23 protein-coding genes are annotated in these 20884 nt (G+C 71.1%); 12 read left to right on the plus strand and 11 right to left on the minus strand.

The genetic code is table 11. The features are described 5' to 3' along the window. The first annotated feature begins 268 nt into the window (after positions 1-268). From pdxH to ABD691_RS08360, 4 genes are all read left to right on the plus strand, one after another. The gene (gene pdxH, locus ABD691_RS08345) at positions 269-934 is read left to right on the plus strand and encodes a pyridoxamine 5'-phosphate oxidase (RefSeq protein WP_344678908.1); all 666 of its coding nucleotides are present in this window, start codon (positions 269-271) and stop codon (positions 932-934) included. A 169-nt stretch (positions 935-1103) separates the two neighbouring features. Further along, entirely contained in the window at positions 1104-2417 is a 1314-nt protein-coding gene (locus tag ABD691_RS08350; protein WP_344678909.1) for an MFS transporter, read from the plus strand. A 121-nt stretch (positions 2418-2538) separates the two neighbouring features. Beyond that, positions 2539-3933: an APC family permease gene (locus ABD691_RS08355; RefSeq protein WP_344678910.1), complete on the plus strand. Its 1395-nt coding sequence runs from the start codon at positions 2539-2541 to the stop codon at positions 3931-3933. 34 nt (positions 3934-3967) lie between these two features. Continuing rightward, positions 3968-4894 carry an aldose 1-epimerase family protein gene (locus ABD691_RS08360; protein ID WP_344678911.1) on the plus strand — a complete coding sequence of 309 codons (927 nt, stop codon included), beginning with the start codon at positions 3968-3970 and terminating at the stop codon, positions 4892-4894. A gap of 17 nt (positions 4895-4911) precedes the next feature. Here ABD691_RS08360 and ABD691_RS08365 read toward each other — a convergent pair whose 3' ends face one another. The 3 genes from ABD691_RS08365 to ABD691_RS08375 all read right to left on the minus strand — a co-directional run bounded on the left by ABD691_RS08365 (position 4912) and on the right by ABD691_RS08375 (position 7174). Next, on the minus strand, positions 4912-5388 hold the full coding sequence (locus ABD691_RS08365; RefSeq protein WP_344678912.1) for a DUF7144 family membrane protein: 477 nt from the start codon (positions 5386-5388) through the stop codon (positions 4912-4914). A 69-nt stretch (positions 5389-5457) separates the two neighbouring features. Further along, positions 5458-5982, minus strand: coding sequence for a GNAT family N-acetyltransferase (locus tag ABD691_RS08370; protein WP_344678913.1), 525 nt, complete (start codon positions 5980-5982; stop codon positions 5458-5460). A gap of 46 nt (positions 5983-6028) precedes the next feature. Continuing rightward, complete coding sequence (locus ABD691_RS08375; protein WP_344678914.1) at positions 6029-7174, minus strand: acyl-CoA dehydrogenase family protein; 1146 nt, start codon at positions 7172-7174, stop codon at positions 6029-6031. A gap of 137 nt (positions 7175-7311) precedes the next feature. On the opposite strand from ABD691_RS08375, the gene ABD691_RS08380 reads away from it, so the two are divergent. The 4 genes from ABD691_RS08380 (at position 7312) to ABD691_RS08395 (ending at position 11437) form a co-directional block, all read left to right on the plus strand. After that, entirely contained in the window at positions 7312-7947 is a 636-nt protein-coding gene (locus ABD691_RS08380; RefSeq protein WP_344678916.1) for a TetR/AcrR family transcriptional regulator, read from the plus strand. Beyond that, positions 7944-8876: a carbohydrate kinase family protein gene (locus tag ABD691_RS08385; protein WP_344678917.1), complete on the plus strand. Its 933-nt coding sequence runs from the start codon at positions 7944-7946 to the stop codon at positions 8874-8876. The genes ABD691_RS08380 and ABD691_RS08385 overlap by 4 nt, the downstream gene beginning before the upstream one ends. 408 nt (positions 8877-9284) lie before the next feature. After that, positions 9285-10589, plus strand: a complete 1305-nt coding sequence (locus ABD691_RS08390; RefSeq protein WP_344678918.1) for a citrate synthase — start codon at positions 9285-9287, stop codon at positions 10587-10589. A 527-nt stretch (positions 10590-11116) separates the two neighbouring features. Beyond that, the gene (locus ABD691_RS08395; RefSeq protein ID WP_344679084.1) at positions 11117-11437 is read left to right on the plus strand and encodes an SbtR family transcriptional regulator; all 321 of its coding nucleotides are present in this window, start codon (positions 11117-11119) and stop codon (positions 11435-11437) included. On the opposite strand, the gene ABD691_RS08400 is transcribed toward ABD691_RS08395, so the two are convergent. The 4 genes from ABD691_RS08400 to ABD691_RS08415 form a co-directional block, all read right to left on the minus strand. Beyond that, complete coding sequence (locus ABD691_RS08400) at positions 11409-12578, minus strand: ABC transporter permease (protein ID WP_344678920.1); 1170 nt, start codon at positions 12576-12578, stop codon at positions 11409-11411. The genes ABD691_RS08395 and ABD691_RS08400 overlap by 29 nt on opposite strands. Positions 12579-12609: 31 nt before the next feature. Continuing rightward, complete coding sequence (locus tag ABD691_RS08405) at positions 12610-13443, minus strand: ABC transporter ATP-binding protein (protein ID WP_344679085.1); 834 nt, start codon at positions 13441-13443, stop codon at positions 12610-12612. A gap of 74 nt (positions 13444-13517) precedes the next feature. Next, positions 13518-15038 (minus strand): glycerol-3-phosphate dehydrogenase/oxidase, encoded by a 1521-nt coding sequence (locus ABD691_RS08410; protein WP_344678922.1) that lies wholly within the window; start codon positions 15036-15038, stop codon positions 13518-13520. 16 nt (positions 15039-15054) lie between these two features. After that, positions 15055-15684: a TetR/AcrR family transcriptional regulator gene (locus ABD691_RS08415; protein WP_344678923.1), complete on the minus strand. Its 630-nt coding sequence runs from the start codon at positions 15682-15684 to the stop codon at positions 15055-15057. Positions 15685-15700: 16 nt separating this feature from the next. Between ABD691_RS08415 and ABD691_RS08420 the strand changes: the two genes are divergently transcribed. Then, the gene (locus tag ABD691_RS08420; protein ID WP_344678924.1) at positions 15701-17350 is read left to right on the plus strand and encodes an FAD-binding oxidoreductase; all 1650 of its coding nucleotides are present in this window, start codon (positions 15701-15703) and stop codon (positions 17348-17350) included. A gap of 22 nt (positions 17351-17372) precedes the next feature. Here the strand turns inward: ABD691_RS08420 and ABD691_RS08425 are convergent, their stop codons facing one another. Together ABD691_RS08425 and ABD691_RS08430 are read right to left on the minus strand one after the other, a co-directional pair. Continuing rightward, positions 17373-17564: a DUF397 domain-containing protein gene (locus ABD691_RS08425; protein WP_344678925.1), complete on the minus strand. Its 192-nt coding sequence runs from the start codon at positions 17562-17564 to the stop codon at positions 17373-17375. Continuing rightward, positions 17561-18415, minus strand: a complete 855-nt coding sequence (locus ABD691_RS08430; protein ID WP_344678926.1) for a helix-turn-helix domain-containing protein — start codon at positions 18413-18415, stop codon at positions 17561-17563. Before ABD691_RS08430 ends, ABD691_RS08425 begins: the two co-directional genes overlap by 4 nt. 131 nt (positions 18416-18546) lie before the next feature. On the opposite strand from ABD691_RS08430, the gene ABD691_RS08435 reads away from it, so the two are divergent. Continuing rightward, the gene (locus ABD691_RS08435) at positions 18547-18774 is read left to right on the plus strand and encodes a hypothetical protein (protein WP_344678927.1); all 228 of its coding nucleotides are present in this window, start codon (positions 18547-18549) and stop codon (positions 18772-18774) included. A gap of 236 nt (positions 18775-19010) precedes the next feature. Further along, entirely contained in the window at positions 19011-19253 is a 243-nt protein-coding gene (locus ABD691_RS08440; RefSeq protein WP_344678928.1) for a hypothetical protein, read from the plus strand. Between the two features lie 283 nt (positions 19254-19536). Here the strand turns inward: ABD691_RS08440 and ABD691_RS08445 are convergent, their stop codons facing one another. Next, positions 19537-19995 carry a GyrI-like domain-containing protein gene (locus ABD691_RS08445; RefSeq protein ID WP_344678929.1) on the minus strand — a complete coding sequence of 153 codons (459 nt, stop codon included), beginning with the start codon at positions 19993-19995 and terminating at the stop codon, positions 19537-19539. A gap of 128 nt (positions 19996-20123) precedes the next feature. Here ABD691_RS08445 and ABD691_RS08450 point away from each other — a divergent pair, with 128 nt between their 5' ends. Beyond that, on the plus strand, positions 20124-20630 hold the full coding sequence (locus ABD691_RS08450) for a DinB family protein (RefSeq protein WP_344678930.1): 507 nt from the start codon (positions 20124-20126) through the stop codon (positions 20628-20630). 53 nt (positions 20631-20683) lie between these two features. Here the strand turns inward: ABD691_RS08450 and ABD691_RS08455 are convergent, their stop codons facing one another. After that, positions 20684-20851 (minus strand): hypothetical protein, encoded by a 168-nt coding sequence (locus tag ABD691_RS08455; protein ID WP_344678931.1) that lies wholly within the window; start codon positions 20849-20851, stop codon positions 20684-20686. Between the last annotated feature and the right edge of the window lie 33 nt (positions 20852-20884).

Genomic DNA, 20884 nt, shown 5'->3' on the forward strand with positions numbered 1-20884 from the left:
TGGCCGGGTTGGAGCGCCCCCGGTTCCTGTTCGTGCGCTGCCGGAATTGCCCGGATGACCTGCGGCCGAACGGGTGTGCTTCCACTCACTTGATCGATTGCGAGATCGATCGGGAGGCACCGCTGATTCGGCACCGGTTCGCATCCCGTTTACCGTCGTACCGGGGTTGGCGCGCCCACGCGGTGGCGCCTGCCCGCCGAGCCCGGCGGACCGCCGGAGCTACGAATTCGAGTCGGGCCGCTGCCGGGCGAGTCAGGGAGGAAAACCGATGTCGGAGGCGAACTCCACCCCCACGGCGACGCTGCCGTCCATGCGCGTGTCCTACGAGGCGGGGGCGCTGGACGAGACGTCCCTCGCCGCGACCTGGCACGAGCAGCTCCAGCTCTGGTTCGACGAGGCCGTGCAGGCCGGCGTGCCCGAGGCCAATGCGATGGTGCTGGCCACCGCCGACGCCGACGGCGTGCCGTCGTCGCGCACGGTGCTGTGCAAGGGCTTCGACCAGCGCGGCGTGGTCTTCTTCACCAACTACACCTCGGCCAAGAGCCACGACCTGAAGGTCACGCGGCGGGCGGCGGCGACCTTCCCCTGGCTCGCGATGCAGCGGCAGGTCAACGTGCGCGGCGAGGTGGAGAAGGTCTCCGCCGAGGAGACCGCCGAGTACTGGGCGGTCCGGCCGCGGGGTTCGCAGCTGGGCGCGTGGGCCTCGCCGCAGTCCCGGGTGGTCACCGGGCGCTCGGCGCTGGAGTCCTCGCTGAGCGGCATCGAGCGGCGGTTCGCCGACAACGAGAAGGTGCCGGTGCCGCCGCACTGGGGCGGCTGGCGGATCCGGCCGGAGTCGGTCGAGTTCTGGCAGGGCCGCCCGGACCGGCTGCACGACCGCCTGCGCTTCCGCAACAACGACGGCAGGTGGGTCGTCGAGCGGTTGGCTCCCTGAGCAGCCGGCGTCCGGCGGAGGGACATGAGAAAGCCCCGGTCACCAGCCGGGGCTTTTTCCTGACACCATCCGCGAAATCTTCGTTCCAACCAGCGGAAAAGTAGACATCGGTCACAAGGCCGGAAATCCCCGAGCTGTTAGCCGTACTAACGGCTAGGGTTCTGCAGTTGTGCAGAAGCGCGGCGGCGAGGCGGTGCGGGAGCCCGGCAGGACCCGCTCCCGGCTGAGCAAGGTCCTCATCGACACCCGGCCACTGAAGTACCCCGCCTACCGGCGGCTGTGGCTGTCCAACATCGTCACCTCGGTCGGCGCGCAGGTCAGCGCGGTCGCGGTGCCGCAGCAGGTGTTCAACCTGACCGGCTCCTCGGCCTACGTCTCGCTCGCCGCCATGTTCGGCCTGGCGCCGCTGCTGGTCTTCGGCCTGTGGGGCGGCGCCGTCGCCGACGCGGTCGACCGCCGCAGGCTGCTGATGGTCACCAACGGCGGCCTGGCGGTCACCTCGGTGCTGCTCTGGGCGGTCGCCGCGGCCGGCTTCAACACGGTCTGGCTCGTGCTGGTGCTCTTCGCCGCGCAGCAGACCTTCTTCGCGGTCAACATGCCCACGCGCGGCGCCGCCATCGCGCGGCTGCTGCCCGCGCACCTGCTGCCTTCGGCGCAGGCGCTGGGCTCCACGGTGTTCCAGATCGGTGCGATCACCGGCCCGCTGCTGGCCGGGATGCTGCTGCCGCTGCTCGGCCTCCCGGTGCTGTACCTGATCGACGCGGTCGCGCTGTGCGCCGCGCTGTGGGCGGTGTACCGGATGCCGCCGCTGCCGCCGAACGACGGCGCTCCGACCAGCGCGGGCCTGCGCTCGATCCTCGACGGCTTCCGCTACCTGACGCTGCAGAAGGTGCTGCTCGCGTCGTTCCTGATGGACATCATCGCGATGGTCTTCGGCATGCCGCGCGCGCTGTTCCCGGAGATGGCCGAGCGGACCTTCGGCGACCCGCCCGGCGGCGGTGTCGCGCTCGGCCTGCTGTTCGCCGCGATCCCGGTCGGCTCGTTCGCGTTCGCGCTGTTCTCCGGCTGGCTGCACCGGGTCCGGCGGCACGGCGTCGGCGTGACGATCGGCGTGGTCGCCTGGGGACTGGCCGTGATCGGCTTCGGGCTCTCGGACTCGATCTGGCTCGCGGTGCTGTTCCTGGCGATCGCGGGCGGCGCGGACCTGATCAGCGCGGTCTACCGCAGCTCGATGCTCCAGACCGCCGCGACCGACGAGATGCGCGGCCGGATGCAGGGCGTGTTCACCGTCGTCGTCGCGGGCGGTCCGCGCCTGGCCGACGCGCTGCACGGGGTCGGCGGCGCGACCTTCGGCACCGGGGCGGCGGTCGCGTGGGGCGGCGTGCTGGTCGTCGTGCTCGCGATCCTCGCGGTGGTCTGCCTGCCCGCGTTCTGGCGCTACCTCGCTCCCGGTGAGGAAGAACCCCGGGACAAGCAACACTGAGTGCGGATGGCGGCACGGACTGCGCCGATGTGCGCCTTGCTGCGCCTCAGCACAGCTGAAAAGTGCACTTTGTCCAGGGGTGGGCGGACAAGCGCGGGTGCCACCCTTCACACTTCGTCCTATGGCCAACGAGACGACCGTGAACGACAACGCGCCCGGCGGTGCGCACAACCCTGGCCTCAAGAAGGTCATCGGGCCGAAACTGCTGCTCTTCTTCGTGATCGGCGACGTGCTGGGGACCACGATCTACTCCCTGACCGGCAAGATCGCCGGCAAGGTCGGCGGTGCGTTGTGGATCCCGTTCCTGGTCGCGTTCGTCGTGGCGTTCCTGACCGCGTTCAGCTACCTGGAACTGGTCGGCAAGTACCCGAAGGCCGGCGGTGCCCCGCTGTACGTGCACCGCGCCTTCGGCGTGCACTTCGTGACCTTCCTGATCGCCTTCGCGGTGATGTGCTCGGGCATCACCTCGGCCTCGTCGGCGGCGCGGGCCTTCAGCGGTGACTACCTGACCAAGATCTTCCCCGACGTGCCCGCGTGGCCGGTGGCGATCGGCTTCCTGCTGCTCCTGGCGGCGATCAACCTCCGGGGCGTCGCCGAGTCGGTGAAGCTGAACGTGGTCCTGACCTGCATCGAGCTCGGCGGCCTGCTGATCGTGATCGTCTTCGGCGCGATCGCGCTGTTCGGCGGCAGCACCGACCCGCACCTGGAGCCGGACCCGAGCAGGCTGCTGCAGTTCAACACCGAGACCTCGCCGTTCCTGGCGATCACCTCGGCGACCGCGCTGGCCTTCTACGCGATGATCGGCTTCGAGGACTCGGTGAACATGGCCGAGGAGACCAAGGACCCGGCCAGGAACTTCCCGCGCGCGCTGCTGATGGGCCTGAGCATCACCGCGGCCATCTACCTGGTGATCGCGCTGATCACCTCGACCCTGGTGCCCACCGACGAGCTGGCCGGGTCCACCGGTCCGCTGCTGCTGGTGGTCCAGGCCGCCGCGCCGTGGTTCCCGCCGATCCTGTTCTCGGCGATCGCGCTGTTCGCGGTCACCAACAGCGCGCTGATCAACATGCTGATGGCCAGCAGGCTGGTCTACGGCATGGCCGAGGAGAAGATCATCCCCAAGGGCTTCGGCATCGTGCACCGCACCCGGCAGACGCCGTGGGTGTCGATCTTGTTCACCAGCATCATCGCGGTGGTCCTGGTGATCAGCTCGCTGGACATCTCCGACCTCGGCAACACCACCTCGCTGCTGCTGCTGGCGGTGTTCGCGGTGGTCAACGTCGCGGTTCTGGTGCTGCGCAAGCACAAGGTCGAGCACAAGCACTTCCGGGCGCCCACCTGGGTTCCGGTGGCGGGCGCGATCACCTGCGCGTTCTTCGCCAGCCCGCTGTCGGGCCGCGCGTACGACGAGTACCTGGTCGCGGGCGCGCTGCTGGGCATCGGCGTGGTCCTGTGGCTCATCAACTACTTCGTCACCGGCAAGACACGATTCGACGCCGCCAAGCTCGGCAAGTAGGCAGCCGAGCCGGTGGCGGGAATACAGTGGTCGCGTGAATGATCCAGTTCCCGCCACCGGCAGGCAGTTCGAGATCGGGCACGGCTCCGCGCGGGCCGTCGTCACCGAGGTCGGCGCCGCGCTCCGCGTCTTCGAGGTCGGCGGGGTGCCCTACTCCGAGACCTACGGCGCCGACGAGCAACCGCCGTCGGCGGCGGGCGCGGTCCTGGTCCCGTGGCCGAACCGGGTCGCCGACGGGCGCTGGACCCTCGAAGGCGAACCGCAGCAGCTCTCCCTGACCGAACCCGCGCGGCACAACGCGATCCACGGCCTGCTGCGGCACGCGCCGTGGCGGCTGGTCGAGCACGCGGAGTCCACGGTCGTGCTGCACGCGATGGTCCCGTCCCAGCCGGGCTGGCCGGTCCCGCTGCTGACCTCCATCGGCTACACGCTCGACGACTCCGGCCTGACGGTCACCCACACCGTCGAGAACCTGGGTTCCCGCGCGACCCCCTTCGGCGTCGGCGTGCACCCCTACCCCCGGGCGGGCAACGCCGCGACCGACGACTGCGTCCTGCGGCTCGCGGCGGCGAACGTCCTGCCGGTCGACCCGGAGCGGCTGCTGCCCGCCCGGCCGCCCCGCGCGCTGGAGGGCGACGAGATCGAGTTCCGTAGCGGCAGGCGGCTGGCCGGGGTGCTGCTGGACACGGCGTTCGGCGGCGCCGCACCGGCCCCGGACGACCCGGAGCAGCTGGTGCGGCACCGGCTGACCGACCCGTCCGGCCACGGCGTGGAGCTCTGGGCGGATCCGGTGTTCAAGTGGGTGCAGGTCTACACCGCCGACGAGTTCCCCGGCCGGGGCCGGGCGGTCGCGATCGAGCCCATGACCTGCCCGCCCGGCGCGCTGAACTCCGGGACCGACCTGCTGGTCCTGCGGCCCGGCGAGACCTGGATCGCCTCCTGGGGCCTGTGTCCGTTCTGATTTGGGTCACGTTCTGATCAGGTGCCCGTGGCCCCCTGCGGCGGCGTCACCAGCGCGTAGATCACCAGCACCGACATGGCGATGACGAGCACCGACCACATCGGGAAGGCGTTGAGGAACGCCAGGTGCCCGATCGCGGCCAGCCCGGCGAGGACCACGCCGGTGACCCGCGCCCAGGTCTGCCCGATCATCGCGCCGATCCCGGTCGCGACCTGCAGGACGCCGACGACCAGCCAGATCCAGCCCCACGCGGCGTAGTTGAAGACCAGCAGACCTGCCTCGGTGACCACGTAGTAGTCGGTGCGCAGGAACGCGGTCAGCGCGTCGATGACGTTGAAGACGCCCACGAGCACCAGGATCGTGCCCGCGAACGCCAGCCAGTTCGACAGCGGCGCGCCGCGCCGCGAACCGGCCATGGCCCAGGTGCTCTGCGGTGCCTCCGCCTTCTCGGAGGTGCGGTCCTCGCCGGCGCTCGGCTGTGATGCGGAAGTCATGAGTACCCCCTCGGACTTCGCGGTGAAGCCTTTCGAGTGTCGCGCCGGAGGGCGTCGATCGCAGCGGATTCAGGCCCGCTCGTAGCGGCTGACCCAGGTGGCCGGGCCGTCGTCCTGCCGCTGGCCGGGGGCACCGCGCACGGGCACGTCGCCGCGATGCTCGAAGCCCCGCGCCTCGTAGTAGGAACGCAGCCGCGGATTGGACCGCACGCAGTCCAGGCGCAGGGCACCGGCGCCCTGCTCGCGCGCGGCGTCGGCCGCCCAGTCGAGGACGACGGCGCCCAGCCCGGCCGCCCGGCGGCGCACGGCCATCCGGTGGACGTAGCCCGCGGTGCCACCGACGTCCGCCCACAGCGGGTCCGACCAGTCCAGGGTGAGGGTTGCCGCGACATCGCCCCCGACCTCGGCCAGCCACGTCTCGCCCCTGGAAATGGCCTCGGCGAGCCACGCGGCTTCGAAGCGCGCAGGCCATTGGTCGATCCTCCGCGCGCCGAGCCAGCCCGCCGCCTCGTCGAGCACGCCCAGCACGGCGCCGGTGTGCTCCTCGGCGGCCCGGATGAAGCGGACTTCGCCGCCGTTCCACCTGATCGTCACACCGGGATCGTCGCACCCGGAGCGCTGATCCCGGTGTGACGTCCGCTCAGCCCTTGGCCAGGTGCCGCCCGATGAGCATCCGCTGGATCTGGTTGGTGCCCTCGAAGATCTGGAGCACCTTCGCCTCGCGCATGTACCGCTCGGCTGGGAAGTCGCGGGTGTAGCCGACGCCGCCGAGCACCTGCACGGCGTCGGTGGTCACCTTCATCGCCGCGTCGGTCGCGACCAGCTTCGCCACCGACGCGTGGAGCCCGAACGGGAGCCCGGCGTCGCGCCGCCGCGCGCCGTCGAGGTAGGTCGCCCGCGCCGAGTGCACGGCCGCGGCCATGTCGGCGAGCAGGAACTCCAGGCCCTGGAACTCGATGATCGGCCGCCCGAACTGCTCGCGCTGCCTGGCGTAGTCGACGGCCAGGTCCAGCGCGGCCTGCGCGAGGCCGACGGCGCAGGCGGCGATGCCCAGCCTGCCCGAGTCCAGCGCGGCGAGCGCGATCTTGAGGCCGTCGCCCTCCGCACCGACGAGCCGGTCGGCGCCGACCCGCGCGCCCTCGAAGCGCAGTTCGGTGGTGGGCGAACCGGTGAGCCCCATCTTGTGCTCCGGCGGAGCGGCCGACAGCCCTGGCGTCGAGCTGTCGACGAGCAGGCAGCTGATGCCGCGCGGGCCGTCGTCGGAGGTCCGGGCCATCAGCGTGTAGAAGTCGGCGACGCCGCCGTGGGTGATCCACGACTTGGTGCCGTTGACGGTGTACTCGTCGCCCTCGCGCACCGCGCGCGTGCTCAGCGCCGCCGCGTCGGAACCGGCGTGCGCCTCCGACAGCGCGTAGCCGCCGAGGGTCCGGCCGCCGATCATGTCCGGCAGCCAGCGGTCGCGCTGCTCGTCGGTGCCGAAGTGGGCGAGCGGGAAGCAGGACATCGTGTGCACCGAGAGCCCGACGCCCACGGTCATCCACGCGCTGCTGATCTCTTCGAGGACCTGGAGGTAGACCTCGTACGGCTGTTCGCCGCCGCCGTGCTCCTCCGGGTACGGCAGGCCGAGCAGCCCGGACTTGCCGAGCAGGCGGAAGACCTCGCGCGGGAAGGTCCCGGTCGCCTCGCCCTCGGCGGCGGCCCCGGCGAGCTCGTCGCGGGCGATGTCCCTGGTCAGGGCCAGCAGATCGGTTGCTTCAGGGGTGGGAAGCAGACGTTCGACAGGCATGGTGGTCGCGCTCCTGTGGCCAGTGTGGCACTGCGGGTGGGTACCGACATCAGTACTGTAGGACAGTTCTCAGTACCGAGGCAGTCCTCTCACCAAACCAGGGAAGGAACGGCCCCGGGGTGTGGCAGGCTCGACCGGTGACCACCTCGGATCGCTCGCGGACCGCCTCCCGCCAGGTCAGCGCGCGCCGGGCGGACCTGCTCGACCGCCTGCGCGACCTGTTCCTGGCCGAGGGCTTCGCGCACCTGACCCTCGACGACCTCGCGGCCCGGCTGCACTGCTCGAAGTCGACCCTCTACACGCTCGCGGGCAGCAAGGAGCAGCTGGCGGTGCGCGTGGTGGCGCACTACTTCAAGACCGCGACCGCCGCCATCGAGCGCGAGGTCGGTGCGGTGACCGACGTGCGGACCAGGCTGCGCGTGTACCTTGATGCCGCAGCAGCGGCGCTGCGGCCGGCATCCCGGGAGTTCATCGAGGACATGGCGGCCAACTCCGCGACCAGGGCGACCTACGAGGCCAACGCCCGCGCGGCGGCCGACCAGGTCGGCCGCTACATCCGCGAGGGAGTGCGGCTGGGCGTGTTCCGCGAGGTGCACGCCGCGCTCGTCGCCGAGATGGTCGGCCGGACGATCAACGGCATCCAGCGCGGCGAGATCGCCGAACGCACCGGGCTGTCCGACGCCGAGGCGTTCGCGGCGCTGTCGCAGTTCGTGCTCGGCGGGCTGTCGGCGCCCGAGCACAACGCGCAGCACAACCCCTCGGAGGAAAAGTGATCGTCACCGGCGGAGAGGCCCTCGTCGACCTGGTACCGGACCGGTCCACTGCGGACGGTGAACTCGGTCCGCTGCACCCGCTGCTGGGTGGTGGCCCCTACAACGTCGCGGTCTCGCTGGGAAGGCTCGGCGTCCCGGTGGGCTTCTTCGCCCGGATGTCCACCGACCAGTTCGGCGACAAGCTCTACGAGCGGCTGGTGGCATCCAATGTGGACACCTCGCTCGTGCAGCGGTCCGACCACCCGACCACGCTCGCTGTCGTCGGCCTGGCCGAGGACGGCTCGGCCCGCTACAGCTTCCACACCGAGGGCACCGCGGTCCGCTTCGTCGAGGACCGCGGCCCGCTGCCGGACGAGGTGACCGCGGTCGCCTTCGGCACCCTCGGCATGGTCCTCGAACCGGGCGCCACCGTCTACGAGACCGTGCTCCGGCGGGAGGCCGGACGCGGCCGGTTCGTCGCGCTGGACCCCAACATCCGCGCCGACCTGATCGAGGACCCGGCCGCCTACCGCGAGCGCTTCGAGAGCTGGCTGCCCTCGGTCGACCTGCTCAAGCTGTCCGAGGAGGACGCCGAGTGGCTTGCGGGCGGCGTCGATCTCGACGTGGCGCTGGAGCGCTGGCGCAAGGCAGGTCCGGCGGCGGTGGCGCTGACCCGCGGTTCCGCCGGGCTGACCGCCCTGACCGGCGGCGGCGAGCGGGTCGACGTCCCGGTGGTCCGGACCGAGGTCGCCGACACCATCGGCGCCGGCGACACCGTGCAGGCGGCGCTGCTGGCCTGGCTGCACCGCCACGACGCGCTGCGCGCGGACGCGGTGCGCGCCCTGGGAACCGCCGAGTGGGCGCAGGCGCTCGAGTTCGCCGCCCGGGCAGCGGCGATCACGGTCTCCCGGCCCGGTGCGGAGCCCCCGTTCGCCTCGGAACTGGACTGAACGCCGGACAACACTTTCGGGCGTACGCGGTGTTCGACGCCACCCTTGTGGCGTCGAACGCACTGGTTCGAACGCATCAACCGCCGTTGGCGCGTTCGGCCGTGCGGACTGGTCACAGTGGTGGTCTGAACCGGTTTCGGAGTGTGGAGAACCGGGCATGCCGGAGCTGCGACAGCGATGTGATCGTGGTCCCACCTGCCCAAAAGGGCAAACCCGATTGCTGCGCGACGGCCCCACTGCGGTCTAGCGTGACTACCGACAGGACCCCAACGGGGTGGTGCTGCGGCGGTTCGGACACCCCGGCCGGCGCATGCGCGCGATCGACAACGCAGCCCGGACAGCACGGCCGCCCGGGGACGTGGGTCGTCGGCGTCAGTGCTGCCCCCGACGAGCGCGAGAGGTTCCCGAATGCCCGACGACGCGACCACCAAACGTACCGTCGCGCTGCGCTACGACGCCGGCGAGCACGAAATGCAGGTCACCGAGTCCACCGAGGGTGCGGCAGGGGTCGACCTGGGCAAGCTGCTGGCCCAGACCGGTTTGGTGACGTTGGATCCGGGATTCGTCAATACGGCGGCCTGCACCTCCGACATCACCTACATCGACGGCGATGCCGGCATCCTTCGCTATCGCGGTTACCCGATCGAGCAGCTCGCGGAGAAGTCGAACTTCATCGAGGTCTCCTACCTGCTGATCTACGGCGAGCTGCCCACCCAGCAGCAGTACGAGGAGTTCGCCGAGCGGATCCGCAGGCACACCCTGCTGCACGAGGATCTCAAGCAGTTCTTCGACGGATTCCCGCGCGACGCGCACCCGATGCCGGTGCTGTCGTCGGCGGTCTCGGCGCTGTCCACCTTCTACCAGGACAGCCTCAACCCCTTCGACCAGAACCAGGTCGAGCTCTCGACCGTCCGGCTGCTGGCCAAGCTGCCGACGATCGCGGCCTACGCCTACAAGAAGTCGGTCGGCCAGCCGTTCCTCTACCCGGACAACTCCCTGGGCCTGGTGGAGAACTTCCTCCGGATGACCTTCGGATTCCCGGCCGAGCCCTACGAGGTCGACCCGGCGCTGACCCGCGCCCTCGACCTGCTGTTCATCCTGCACGCCGACCACGAGCAGAACTGCTCGACCTCGACGGTGCGGATGGTCGGTTCGTCGGAGGCGAACCTGTTCGCCAGCATCTCGGCGGGCATCAACGCCCTGTTCGGCCCGCTGCACGGCGGTGCCAACAGCGCGGTGCTGGAGATGCTGGAGGGCATCCACAGCGGCGGTGACGACGTCGACGCGTTCGTCAACCGCGTCAAGAACAAGGAGCCCGGCGTCCGGCTCATGGGCTTCGGGCACCGGGTCTACAAGAACTACGACCCGCGCGCGGCGATCATCAAGAAGACCGCCGACGAGGTGCTGAGCAAGCTCAACGCGAACGACCCGCTGCTGGAGATCGCGCTGAAGCTGGAGGAGAAGGCGCTCGCCGACGACTACTTCATCGAGCGCAAGCTCTACCCGAACGTCGACTTCTACACCGGCCTGATCTACAAGGCGATGGGCTTCCCGACGAAGTTCTTCACCGTGCTGTTCGCGCTGGGCCGCCTGCCCGGCTGGATCGCGCACTGGCGGGAGATGCTGGAGGACCCGGCCCGCAAGATCAGCAGGCCGCGGCAGGTCTACACGGGTTCGCCCGAGCGCGCGTACACCCCGATCGGCCAGCGCTGAGCAAGACCCCGGCTCGGGGAGGTGCACTGAATCCTTCTCGAAACCGGTTGCGTTCGGGTGCCCGGTGATCGCCAGGCACCCATATGACGGCCCCGGTACCCGGTCCTCGAAGACCGGATTCCGGGGCCGGTTCGCGTTCAGGCCCCGTTGAGCGGAATCCGTCGCGCGAGCACCTTCCGATGGGAGATCCGCCAGCCCCGGTCGGTGCGGATGATCGTGGTGGCCGACCGGGTTGAGCTCGCCCAGCGCGAGCGCGGCGTCCCGGATCGCGGCCAGTCCCTCTAGCGATCCGTGCCCGAGGTCGGAGACGTCGTAGGTGATGTCGGCGGTGAAGGAGCTGTTCGCCGAGCGCGGCCCCGAAGTCGCGATGGACGAGGTGGCGCGTCGGGGCGGGCGTCGGCAACGCCACGCTGTACCGGAACTTCCCAACTCGCGGTGACCTCCTCGTCGCGGCCTACGCCGACGAGGAGGCCGCGCTCTGCGAGTGGGACACCGCGCTGCTCGACGAGCCCTCGGTCGCTGAGGCGCTGTTCGAATGGCTGGACGACTTCGTCGACCACGTCGCGGGCAAGCGAGCCCTGGCGCTGGCGGTGACCGAGGGACCGGACCGCCGTCGCACCGAACTGTTCGACCGCTGGCACGAGTCGATGAGATCGACCGCGGAACACCTGCTGGTCAGGGCCAGGCAAGCCGGTGCGGTCCGGTCCGACCTGGAAGTGCATGACCTGCTCGCGCTCACCAGCGCGGCGGCCGTGGCCGCCTCCGGGGAGGAGCACGCCCGGAAGCTTCTGCGGATTCTGCGCAGCGGTTTCGAGCCGGCTACGCCTTCAGCGCCTCGGCGAGCCTGACCCGAGCGCCGGTCCGCAGCACGGCGTTGCCGTAGATCCGCCCCCCGACCCGCAGCAGCACCCCGATCGCCGCGAGCGTGACCGCAAGAGCGACCGCGATCTCCCACGCCGCGGCCACGCCGAGCGCGGTCCGCATCGGCATCAGCACCGGCGAGAAGCCCGGGACCAGCGACATCACCGCGGCGGCCGAGCTGTCCGGATCGCCCGGCAGCACCGTCACCGCCAGCACGAACGGCACCACCAGCAGCATGATCACCGGCGTCAGCACGCCCTGCAGGTCCTCCTGCCGGGAGACCAGCGAAGCCGCCGCCGCGAGCACTGTCGCGTAGCTGAAGTACCCGAGCACGAACCACGCGACCGTCCAGCACAGCGTCCCGACCAGCGATCCGGTCGGCACGCTCAGGGCCCCGGCCGCCCCGGCGGCGGCCAGCCCGACCCCGGTGATGATCGCGAACTGCAGCAGCCCGGTCAGCCCGATCCCCAGGACCTTGCCGGTCAGCAGCTGCGCCGGGCGGATCGTCGACAGCAGCAGCTCGACCACCCGGCTGGACTTCTCCTCGACCACGCCCTGCGCCACCTGCTGCCCGGTGAAGATCAGGAACATGTACAGCAGGATCCCCGCGGCCATCGCCAGCGCGAGCCGCTGGCCGAGCTGCGGGTCGGCCGGCGCGAGCCCGGTGACCAGCACGTGCGCGCTGTCGACGGCGGCGTGCACGGTCGCCGGGTCCTGCCCGGACTCGGCCAGGTGGGCGTCCAGCGCCTGCCGCTGCACGACGCTGTCCAGCGCGCCCTTGAGCTCGGGGTCGGCCCGCTCCTCGACGATCAGCCGCAGCGAGTCCGGCGCCCCGACCACCAGCGCGTCCAGCTCGCCGTCGCGCACCAGGGCTTCGCCCTCGGCCTGACCGGCGATCTCGCGCGGCTCGACGTCCTGGCCGCGCTCGCCCGCGATCGTCCGCAGCTGCGGCGCGACGGCGGTGGCCTGCCCGACGAACCCGACCCTGGTGCCGGAGCCCCCGACGAACAGCATCGCCGCGACGTAGAGCGCCAGCACCACGATGATCGCGAGCGTGCCGAGGACGAAGGACCGGGTCCGGACGCGGGTCGCGATCTCCCGTCGCGCCACCAGCCACACCGCGCTCATCGAATCCTCTTCCACGTCCTGCCGAAAACGCTCATCGGCTCCCCACCACGTCGCGGAACAGCTCGGCCAGTTCCGGCTGCTGCCGCCGGAACTCCCGCACCGCGCCGGTCGCCAGCGCCGCACGAAGCACGTCCTGGTCGTCGGTGCCGTCGAGCAGTTCCAACGTCGTGCGCCCGGGTTCGGCGGTCAGCACCCGGACCCCGGGAAGGCCGTCGGCCCAGCCCGGGTCGGCGTCCGGGGCGCCCACGACCAGCCGGACCGGCCCTCCCGCGCGCAGCTCGGAGACCGCCCCGCACGCCACCATCCGTCCACTTCGGACGATCCCGACCCGGTCGCAGAGCCGCTGCACCAGGTCCAGCTGGTGGCTGGAGAACACCACCGGCACCCCGGCCGCGCACCGCTCCCGCAGGACCTCGCTCATCACGTCGACGGCGACCGGGTCGAGCCCGGAGAACGGCTCGTCCAGCACCAGCACCTCGGGCTCGTGGACCAGCGCGGCGGCGAGCTGCACGCGCTGCTGGTTGCCGAGGCTGAGCTTCTGCACTTCTTCGTCCCGGCGCGCGGTCAGCCCGAGCCGCTCGATCCACTCAGCGGCCGACCGCGCCGCGCGCTTCCGGGACAGCCCGTGCAGCTCGCCGAGGTACGCGAGCTGGTCGGCGACCTTCATCTTCGGGTAGAGGCCCCGTTCCTCCGGCATGTACCCGATCCGCCGCCGCGTCCGCAGGTCCAGCGGGGCGCCGTTCCAGCGCACCTCGCCGGAGTCGGCGGCCAGCACGCCGAGCGCGATGCGCATCGTCGTGGTCTTGCCCGCCCCGTTGGACCCGACGAAGCCGAACATCTCGCCCGCCCGCACCGAGAACGTCATGTCCGCAAGCGCCACGACCTCGCCGTAGCGCTTGCAGACCCCGTCGACCTCCAGCAACGCAGCTCCCCAGTTCTTCAGGCCCAGACGCCTTCCAGCGCGCGGTCGACGACTTCGGCGACGGCCGGGAGCGCGGCCTCCCGCGCCCGCGGGTCGAGCCCGAGCCGGCTGCGCCGGTCGAGCACGTCGTCGACGTCGAGCGCGCCCTCGTGCCGCACCGCCCACAGCACCTCGGCGGCGGTCAGCCCCGGTGCGACCGGATCGGCGAGGTCGGGGTCGAGTTCCGACAGGGCCGCGACCCGCACCGCCTCGGTACCGTACTTGCCGACCAGCCGCGCCGTGGCCTCGATGTCGGACAACTGATCCCGCCTGGCCGCGCCGACCAGTGCGACGGCGCTGGTCCGGGACGGTCCGGCGGGCATCCCGGACGCCTCGATGGCCGAGTCGACGGCGTCCGCGGCGGCCCTGCGGTAGGTCGTGAGGCCGGAACCGATCACCGTCACGACCCCTTCCGGCGAGGTCTGCACCGCGGGCCGCCGGAACGTCCGGCGCTTCTCCGGAATCGCCCGCAGCCCGGCGAACGACCCCAGCACGTGCTCGCGCCGCAGCGGTTCGCCCAGTACCTCGTTCGCCGAAGCCAGCAGGGTGTCCACATCGGACTCCCGCGTGGAGGTCGAGTCGGGCACCAGCGGCAGCACTTCCTCCTCGGTCGACCCCAGGTACGCGCGCCCGTCCGGCTGGGGCAGCAACATCAGCGGCGGCGCGAAAACCGCCGTCCCCGCCAGCCCCGCCGCATCGGCGTCGATCACCAGGTGCACACCCCGCGCCGCCCGCAGCCGAACCTCCGGCGCGAGCCGCCCGGCCCAAACCCCGGTCGCGTTGACCACCGAGCGAGCCCTGATCCGCAGCGGTGAACCGGAACGCTCGTCCACGGCGTCCACGCCGTCCCGGTCCAGCGACTCGGCCCGGACCCGGGTCAGGATCCGGGCCCCGAAACCCGCCGCGGTGCGGGCGAGCGCGACCACCAGCCGGGCGTCGTCGATCAGCTGCCCGTCGAAGCTCAGCAGCCCGCCCCGCAACCCGGCGCTGCGAAGCCCGGGCACCAGCGCCAGCGCCTCGGCTGCCGGAATTCGTCGTGGCGCGGGCAAAGCCGAGGACGGAGTCCGCGCCGCGCGGCGCAGCGCGTCGCCCGCGCGGAGGGCGGTGGACAGCAGCAGCTCGTTGCCACGGGACACCGAGTCGTGCAGCGGCACGAGCCGCGGCAGCGTGCGGACCAGGTGCGGCGCGGTGCGGGTCATCAGCACGCCGCGCTCGACGGCCTGCTCGCGCGCCGGGCCCAGATCGCCGGTGGTCAGGTCGGTCTGGATCAGCTTGCTCGACCAGCGGGAGGTGCCGCAGGCGAGGTCTTCGGCCTCCACCAGCGCCACCGCCAGCCCGCGGGCGGCGGCGTCGAGCGCGACCCCGGCACCGATCACCCCGCCGCCGACGACCAGCAGGTCCACTTCGGACTCGGCGACCGCGGACAGGTCGTCCGCGCGGCGGGAGGCGTTGAGCGAGGTGGCGCGCAACGATCCGGCGGGCAGCGGTGTGGTGATCAAGGGCCCTCCTGACTGCTCACGACGGTTCCTCCGGGCGCAGCGCGGCGTCGAGCAGGTGCGCCAGCTCGTCGGCGAGCGCCTTCGGGTCGACCCCGCTCGCGGCCGGGCCGGTGGACACGACGAACGACTGCACGGTCATCAGCAGCGCCCGGCTCTGCACGGCGGGATCGGCGCGGCGGATGGAACCGTCGAGGTGGCCCTGCACGAGGTAGTCGCGCAGGAAGTTCTCGGCGGCGAGCTGGGTGCTGCCAAGCTGTTCAACGAGGTAGGGCAGCAGCAGGTCCGCGTCGGTCTCCAGCACCCGCCGCAGCAGCGGCGCCGACTGGAGCAGCCGCACGCAGTGCAGCACGGCCGACACCAGCCGCTGACGCGCGTGCCCGCTGCCCTCGGCCGCGCGCGCGGCGCGCAGGACCTCGCCGAACTCGGCGGTCATCAGGGCGGTGACCAGGGTGCCGACGTCGGGGAACCGGCGGTAGAGCGTCATGCGGCTGACCCGCGCGCGCCGGGCGATCTCGGTGAGCGTACTGCGGCGCACCCCGCGGTCCAGCACGCATTCGCGGGCGGCGGTCAGCAGTTCGGCGTCCCGGATCCGGACCGCCGGTGTTGATCCATGACTTGGTGTTGACCTGTGACGCTCAGCCACCATATGTAACACTGTACTGGTGAGCGAGTTGATCGACCACACGTTGCGAGCAGGTTGGACCCCGTCGGGTGCCGCCGCCGCGCCCCTGTCGACGCGGGCGCTGCGCTGGCTGCGGGATCGCATCGGGACGCCGGAGGAAACGACTCCGGCGGTTCCCGCGTCGCTGCTCGACGTCCCGGAGAGCGCGCTGGCCGAGCAGGCCCGCGCGGACCTGGCGGGAGCGGTCGGCGATCAGCACGTGCTCACCGCGGTCGCCGCGCGGCTCGGCCGAGCGGGCGGGCTGTCCTACAGCGACCTGATCCGCCGCCGCGACGGCGGTGACTTCGCGGTCCCGGACGCGGTCGTGCTCCCGGCCGACGCCGACGAGGTGCAGCGGGTCGTCGACCTGTGCGTCCAGCACGACCTCGCCGTGGTCCCGTTCGGCGGCGGAACCTCGGTGGTCGGCGGTGTCAGCGCCCTGCGCGGGGACAAGAGCGCGGTGATCGCGCTCGACCTGACCAGGCTCAACCGGATGCTCTCGGTCGACCCGGTGTCGCGGATCGCGGTGCTGGAAGCCGGGGTCCGCGCGCCGGAAGCGGAAGCGCTGCTGGCCGGGCACGGCCTGACCCTCGGCCACTTCCCGCAGTCCTACGAGCGCGCGACCATCGGCGGTTTCGCCGCGACCCGCTCGGCCGGGCAGGCGTCGTCCGGCTACGGCCGCTTCGAGAGCATGGTCGACGGCGTGAGGCTGGCGACCCCGGTCGGTGACTGGAAGCTCGGCGTCGCGCCGGCCTCGGCGGCCGGGCCGGATCTGCGGCAGCTGGCGGTCGGCAGCGAGGGCGCGCTCGGCGTGATCACCGAGGTCGCGCTGCGGGTCCGGCCCGCGCCGACGGCGCACCGCTACGAGGCGTGGGTGCTCGACGGCTGGCAGGCGGGCGCGGAGGCGGTGCGAGCCCTGGCGCAGCACCGCGCGCTCGCGGATGTCACGCGGCTGTCCGATGTGGACGAGACCGAGGTGCAGTTCGAGCTGTCCGGCGCCCTCAAGGCGAGGGCGTTGCAGACCTTCCTGCGGGGCAAGGGAATCATCGAGCCCTGCCTGCTGATCCTCGGTTGGGAGGCGCAGTCGTCGGGCGAGCTGAAGCGCCGCCGCGCGGCGACGCTCCGAGGGCTGGACGGGGTCCGCGCGGTGCGGCTGGGCCGCAAGGTCGGCGAGTCCTGGCGGACGCACCGATTTGCTGGACCGCGTCAGCGCGACACCCTGCTGGACCTGGGAATCTGCGTGGAGACGCTGGAAACGGCCGCGCACTGGTCGAAGCTGGGCGACCTGCGCACGGCGGTCCGCTCGGCGGTGGTCCGCGCGATCGGCGCGGACCGCAAGGCGCCGATCGTGATGTGCCACATCTCGCACGCCTACGAAACCGGGGCCTCGCTGTACTTCACCGTGCTGGCCTCCCGGGATCCGGAGGACCCGCTCGGGCAGTGGCAGCGCGCGAAGGCCGCCGCGAGCGAGGCGATCGCCGAGCACGGCACGATCACCCACCACCACGCCGTCGGTACCGACCACCTGCCGTGGCTGACCGGGGAGATCGGCGCCATCGGCATCAGTGTTCTCGCGGCGGCGAAGCGCGCGGTGGACCCGACCGGGATTCTCAATCCCGGCAAGCTGATTCCCGACGCCCGGCAGGGCTGACCCCGCCGGGCGCCGGGGGTGGTCAGCGGTCGTAGTTGCCGTTCTTGAGGGCGGTCAGGAAGTTCTGCCACTGCCGTCCGGTCGTGGTGAAGTACCCGGCCGCGCGGTTCTTGGTGTCGCGCACAGCCGCACCGCCACCGAGACGTCCGACTTCCACGCAGTCGGTGTGCTGGTGGCTGCGGCTGGACTTCCGCCAACCCTTGGGGGGAGTCATGTTGTCTCCTTCTCCGCTACGACGTCGGTGATGAACCCTGCCGAATCCTCCGGGCTCATCGCTACCCGTTCGATATCGTCCCGTGCGGAGACGAATGCTTGCACGTCTGTTTCGTCACGCAAGAAGGCCGATGACCTGTGGTGCTCCAAATGCACCACCGGGCTCGCCTTGCCGAACTCCAACAAGATGAACTGCCCTGCATGTGCGGGCGTCCAACCCGCTGACAACGGGATCACTCGCAGAACGACGTTCTTCCGCTCGCTCATCTCCAGCAGGAACCGAAGCTGATCCTGGAGCACTTCGCCGTCGCCGATCGGTTGGCGCAGGGCTGTCTCCAGCAGGAACGCCGAGTACGCAACGGGAGACCGGTGGCGGGTGATGACGTCGCGACGACCGATTCGCATCGCCACGCGTTTGTCGATCTCCGCGGTGGGGAGGCCCGTCTTCATGATCGCCCGCGCGTAGTCGGCTGTCTGGAGCAGTCCGGGCACGATGCTCGGCGAGACGTTGGTGATCGCGCTCGCGTTCCGCTCGAACTCCAGCAACGCGGCCATCTGGTCGGCTGCGCCGATCTTGCCCACCGACACCCTGTTCGGCGGCTCGGCGGCGGCTTCCCTGGTCAGCTTCATCAACCGTTCGCGGGAACGGCCGTTGATCCCAAGCACGGCGCACACCGCCGCGATCGACTCGGTCGACGGCACCCGCTCGCCGCGTTCCCAGCGCACGACCACCGAATGCGAGACGTCCAGTATTCGGGCGAGTTTCCGCAGTGTGAGGCCGGATTCGATGCGCGCGTTCCGCAACTCCGATCCGAGAACGTAGGCGAGTGGTGCCGGAGTGGTCTCATTCATGCACCACACCCTAAACCGATCACGCATTGGTGTGGCTCACTCAAATGAAGGATTGTTTTGCGGTTTCGGGACCAACATGATTTGGTTCCGAGACCGTAGGAACTGGCTGTTTTCAGCTGAGAGGATAGGCCATGCCGACCACGCGCAAGTCGTCCGGTCGCCATTTCTGGCTGCCGGTGCCGGACTCCGGCGGACCCGGCGGCACCCGCCACGCGTTCCGCGGCCCCCGCTGGGACGGCAGCGCGACCGACACCGCCGTGTGCGGCGAGGAGGCCGCACTGGCCCAACCATCCGAAATGGACTGGTGCACCTTCCCGACCTGCCGAGCCTGCACCGAGACCCTGAAAGCCGAACCATGACCCGCCCACCCGTGCCCCGCTTGTCCGGCCCCCACCCGCCCGAGCCCCACCTGTCGGAGCCCCGCCTGTCCGAGATCCACTCGCCCGTGCCTCGCCCGCCCGAGATCCACTCGCCTGTGCCTCGCCCGCCCGAGACCCGCCGACCCGAGCCCCGCTCGCCCGTGCCTCGCCAGTCCGAGATCCGCCAGTCCGTGCCCCGTCGACCCGAGCCTCGCTCGCCCGAGATCCGCCTGTCCGTGCCCCGCCTGTCCGTGCCCCGCCTGTCCGTGCCCCGCCTGTCCGCGCCCCGCTCGTCCGCGCCTCGCCCGCCCGAGACCCACTCGCCCGACCTGACCTGGCCCGACGGCACCCCGGTCGACCCCGATCCGGACGGCCTCGCCCCCGAGGACCAGGCGTGGCTGGTGAACGCGGTGACCCCGTGGTCCCTGCCGAGCCAAGAGATGGCGAACCGCATCATCGAACGCGTCCGAGCCCTCTAGCCCCGCGCTTCTTGCCCCTGGCCCGGCAAGTCTCGGCCCCGCATGTCCTGCCCCCGCAAGTCCTGCCCCCGCAAGTCCCGGCCCGGCAAGTCCTGGCCCCCAAGTCCCGGTCCGGCGCCGGGAACCTCCCCCTCGCTCGGCGCCGAACCGCACGGCCGGGAGGCGCAGCGCCCCCCGGCGCGCCTCCCGGCCGTACCCAGCAAGCTAAGCCGCATCCGACGAGCCCGGCCGCAGCCTAAAAGCCCGGCCCCACCCCAAAAGCCCGCCCCAGCCCCCCAAACCCTCAGCCCACCGGCCAGTTCAACTCGGTCCGCAGCGTCCCCGGATCCACGTCCGGACCGGGCTCGGTCAGGTACACCTCCCAGAACACCGACCCCGGCGTCAGCCCCTGCTCACCGATCCACGTCCCCAACCGCTCCCACGAAGTCCCCAGCCCGTCGAAAGCCCCCTCGTGCACGAGCCGCGCGACCCGCCCCGACGGCAGCGACCCCGCCACCACGTCACCGGTCGGCTCCACCGGCCGCCCGGTCGGAAAACCCACCTCCAACTCCGCGGTCTCGCCGGGAATCCCGTGGTAGAGCCCGAAAGCCGGCCCGGTCGGCGCCAACGACTGGGCGGCCAGCGTCCGTCCGATTTCCTGGAATGACCGGTCGTAGAAGTCCGCGATCTCGCTCATCCGCACGGTGCCGCGGATGACGGCGGTCGTGGTCGCGTCGGTGGTGGTCAGTTCCGGTTCCGCCATGTCTGCCTCCCCAAATCGGTGGATCCGACCGTAACGAGAATCCCCGTCAACGCAGGCCAGATATAGGACATGATCAGACCTACATGACCTCTAAGCTCCGGAACATCCGAGAACGAGAGAGGCCGACCATGACCCAGACCCTCAGCCGTGAGCGCACCGACCTGCTGGATTCGCTCGCCAACCAGTGGCACAACCTGCTCATCACCATGCGCGGCCTCACCGACGAGCAGGCGGCCACCCGCAGCACGGTCAGCGAGCTGACCCTCGGCGGAATCCTCAACCACCTCATCAACTGCGAGCGCGGCTGGACGCGCCTCATGCTCGAAGGCGGCGACTGGCCCGAAGGAATGCTCGACCCGGACCAGTACCGGATGCCGGAGGGCGCGACTCTGGACGGTCTGCTCGCCGAGTACGCCGAAGTAAACCGGGCCACCGCCGATGCCGTGACAACGGTCGATCTCGACAAGGAAATCGCGCTTCCGCGCGCCCCGTGGTCCCCGCCCGAGACCATTTACTGGTCGGCCCGGCGCATCATCCAGCACATTCTCAAGGAAATCGCCCAGCATTCCGGTCACGCCGACATCATCCGCGAATACCTGGACGGCGCGAACACCACGATGCAAATGGGCGCCTAGGAAACCACGAAAGTCCGGTGGCGGCTTCTGACCGAACCGCCACCGGACTTCATTCACCGGATCAGCCGTAGCTTGATCTCGGGCAGCTGCTCCTTGCCCTCGGTGTTGTTGAACGCGCAGCCGGTCGGGCCCATAACGCCGACCGTGCCGCCGCAGGGCAGTCGGTCGCGCCACTCGCGCATGTCGTTGTAGTAGCCCGCCTGGTCCGACGGCCACGTCACCGCTGCGCGGCCACCGCGACCGCCACCAAACCT

The organism is Saccharopolyspora taberi (genome assembly GCF_039534165.1).
GTDB classification, from domain to species: Bacteria; Actinomycetota; Actinomycetes; order Mycobacteriales; family Pseudonocardiaceae; genus Saccharopolyspora_D; species Saccharopolyspora_D taberi.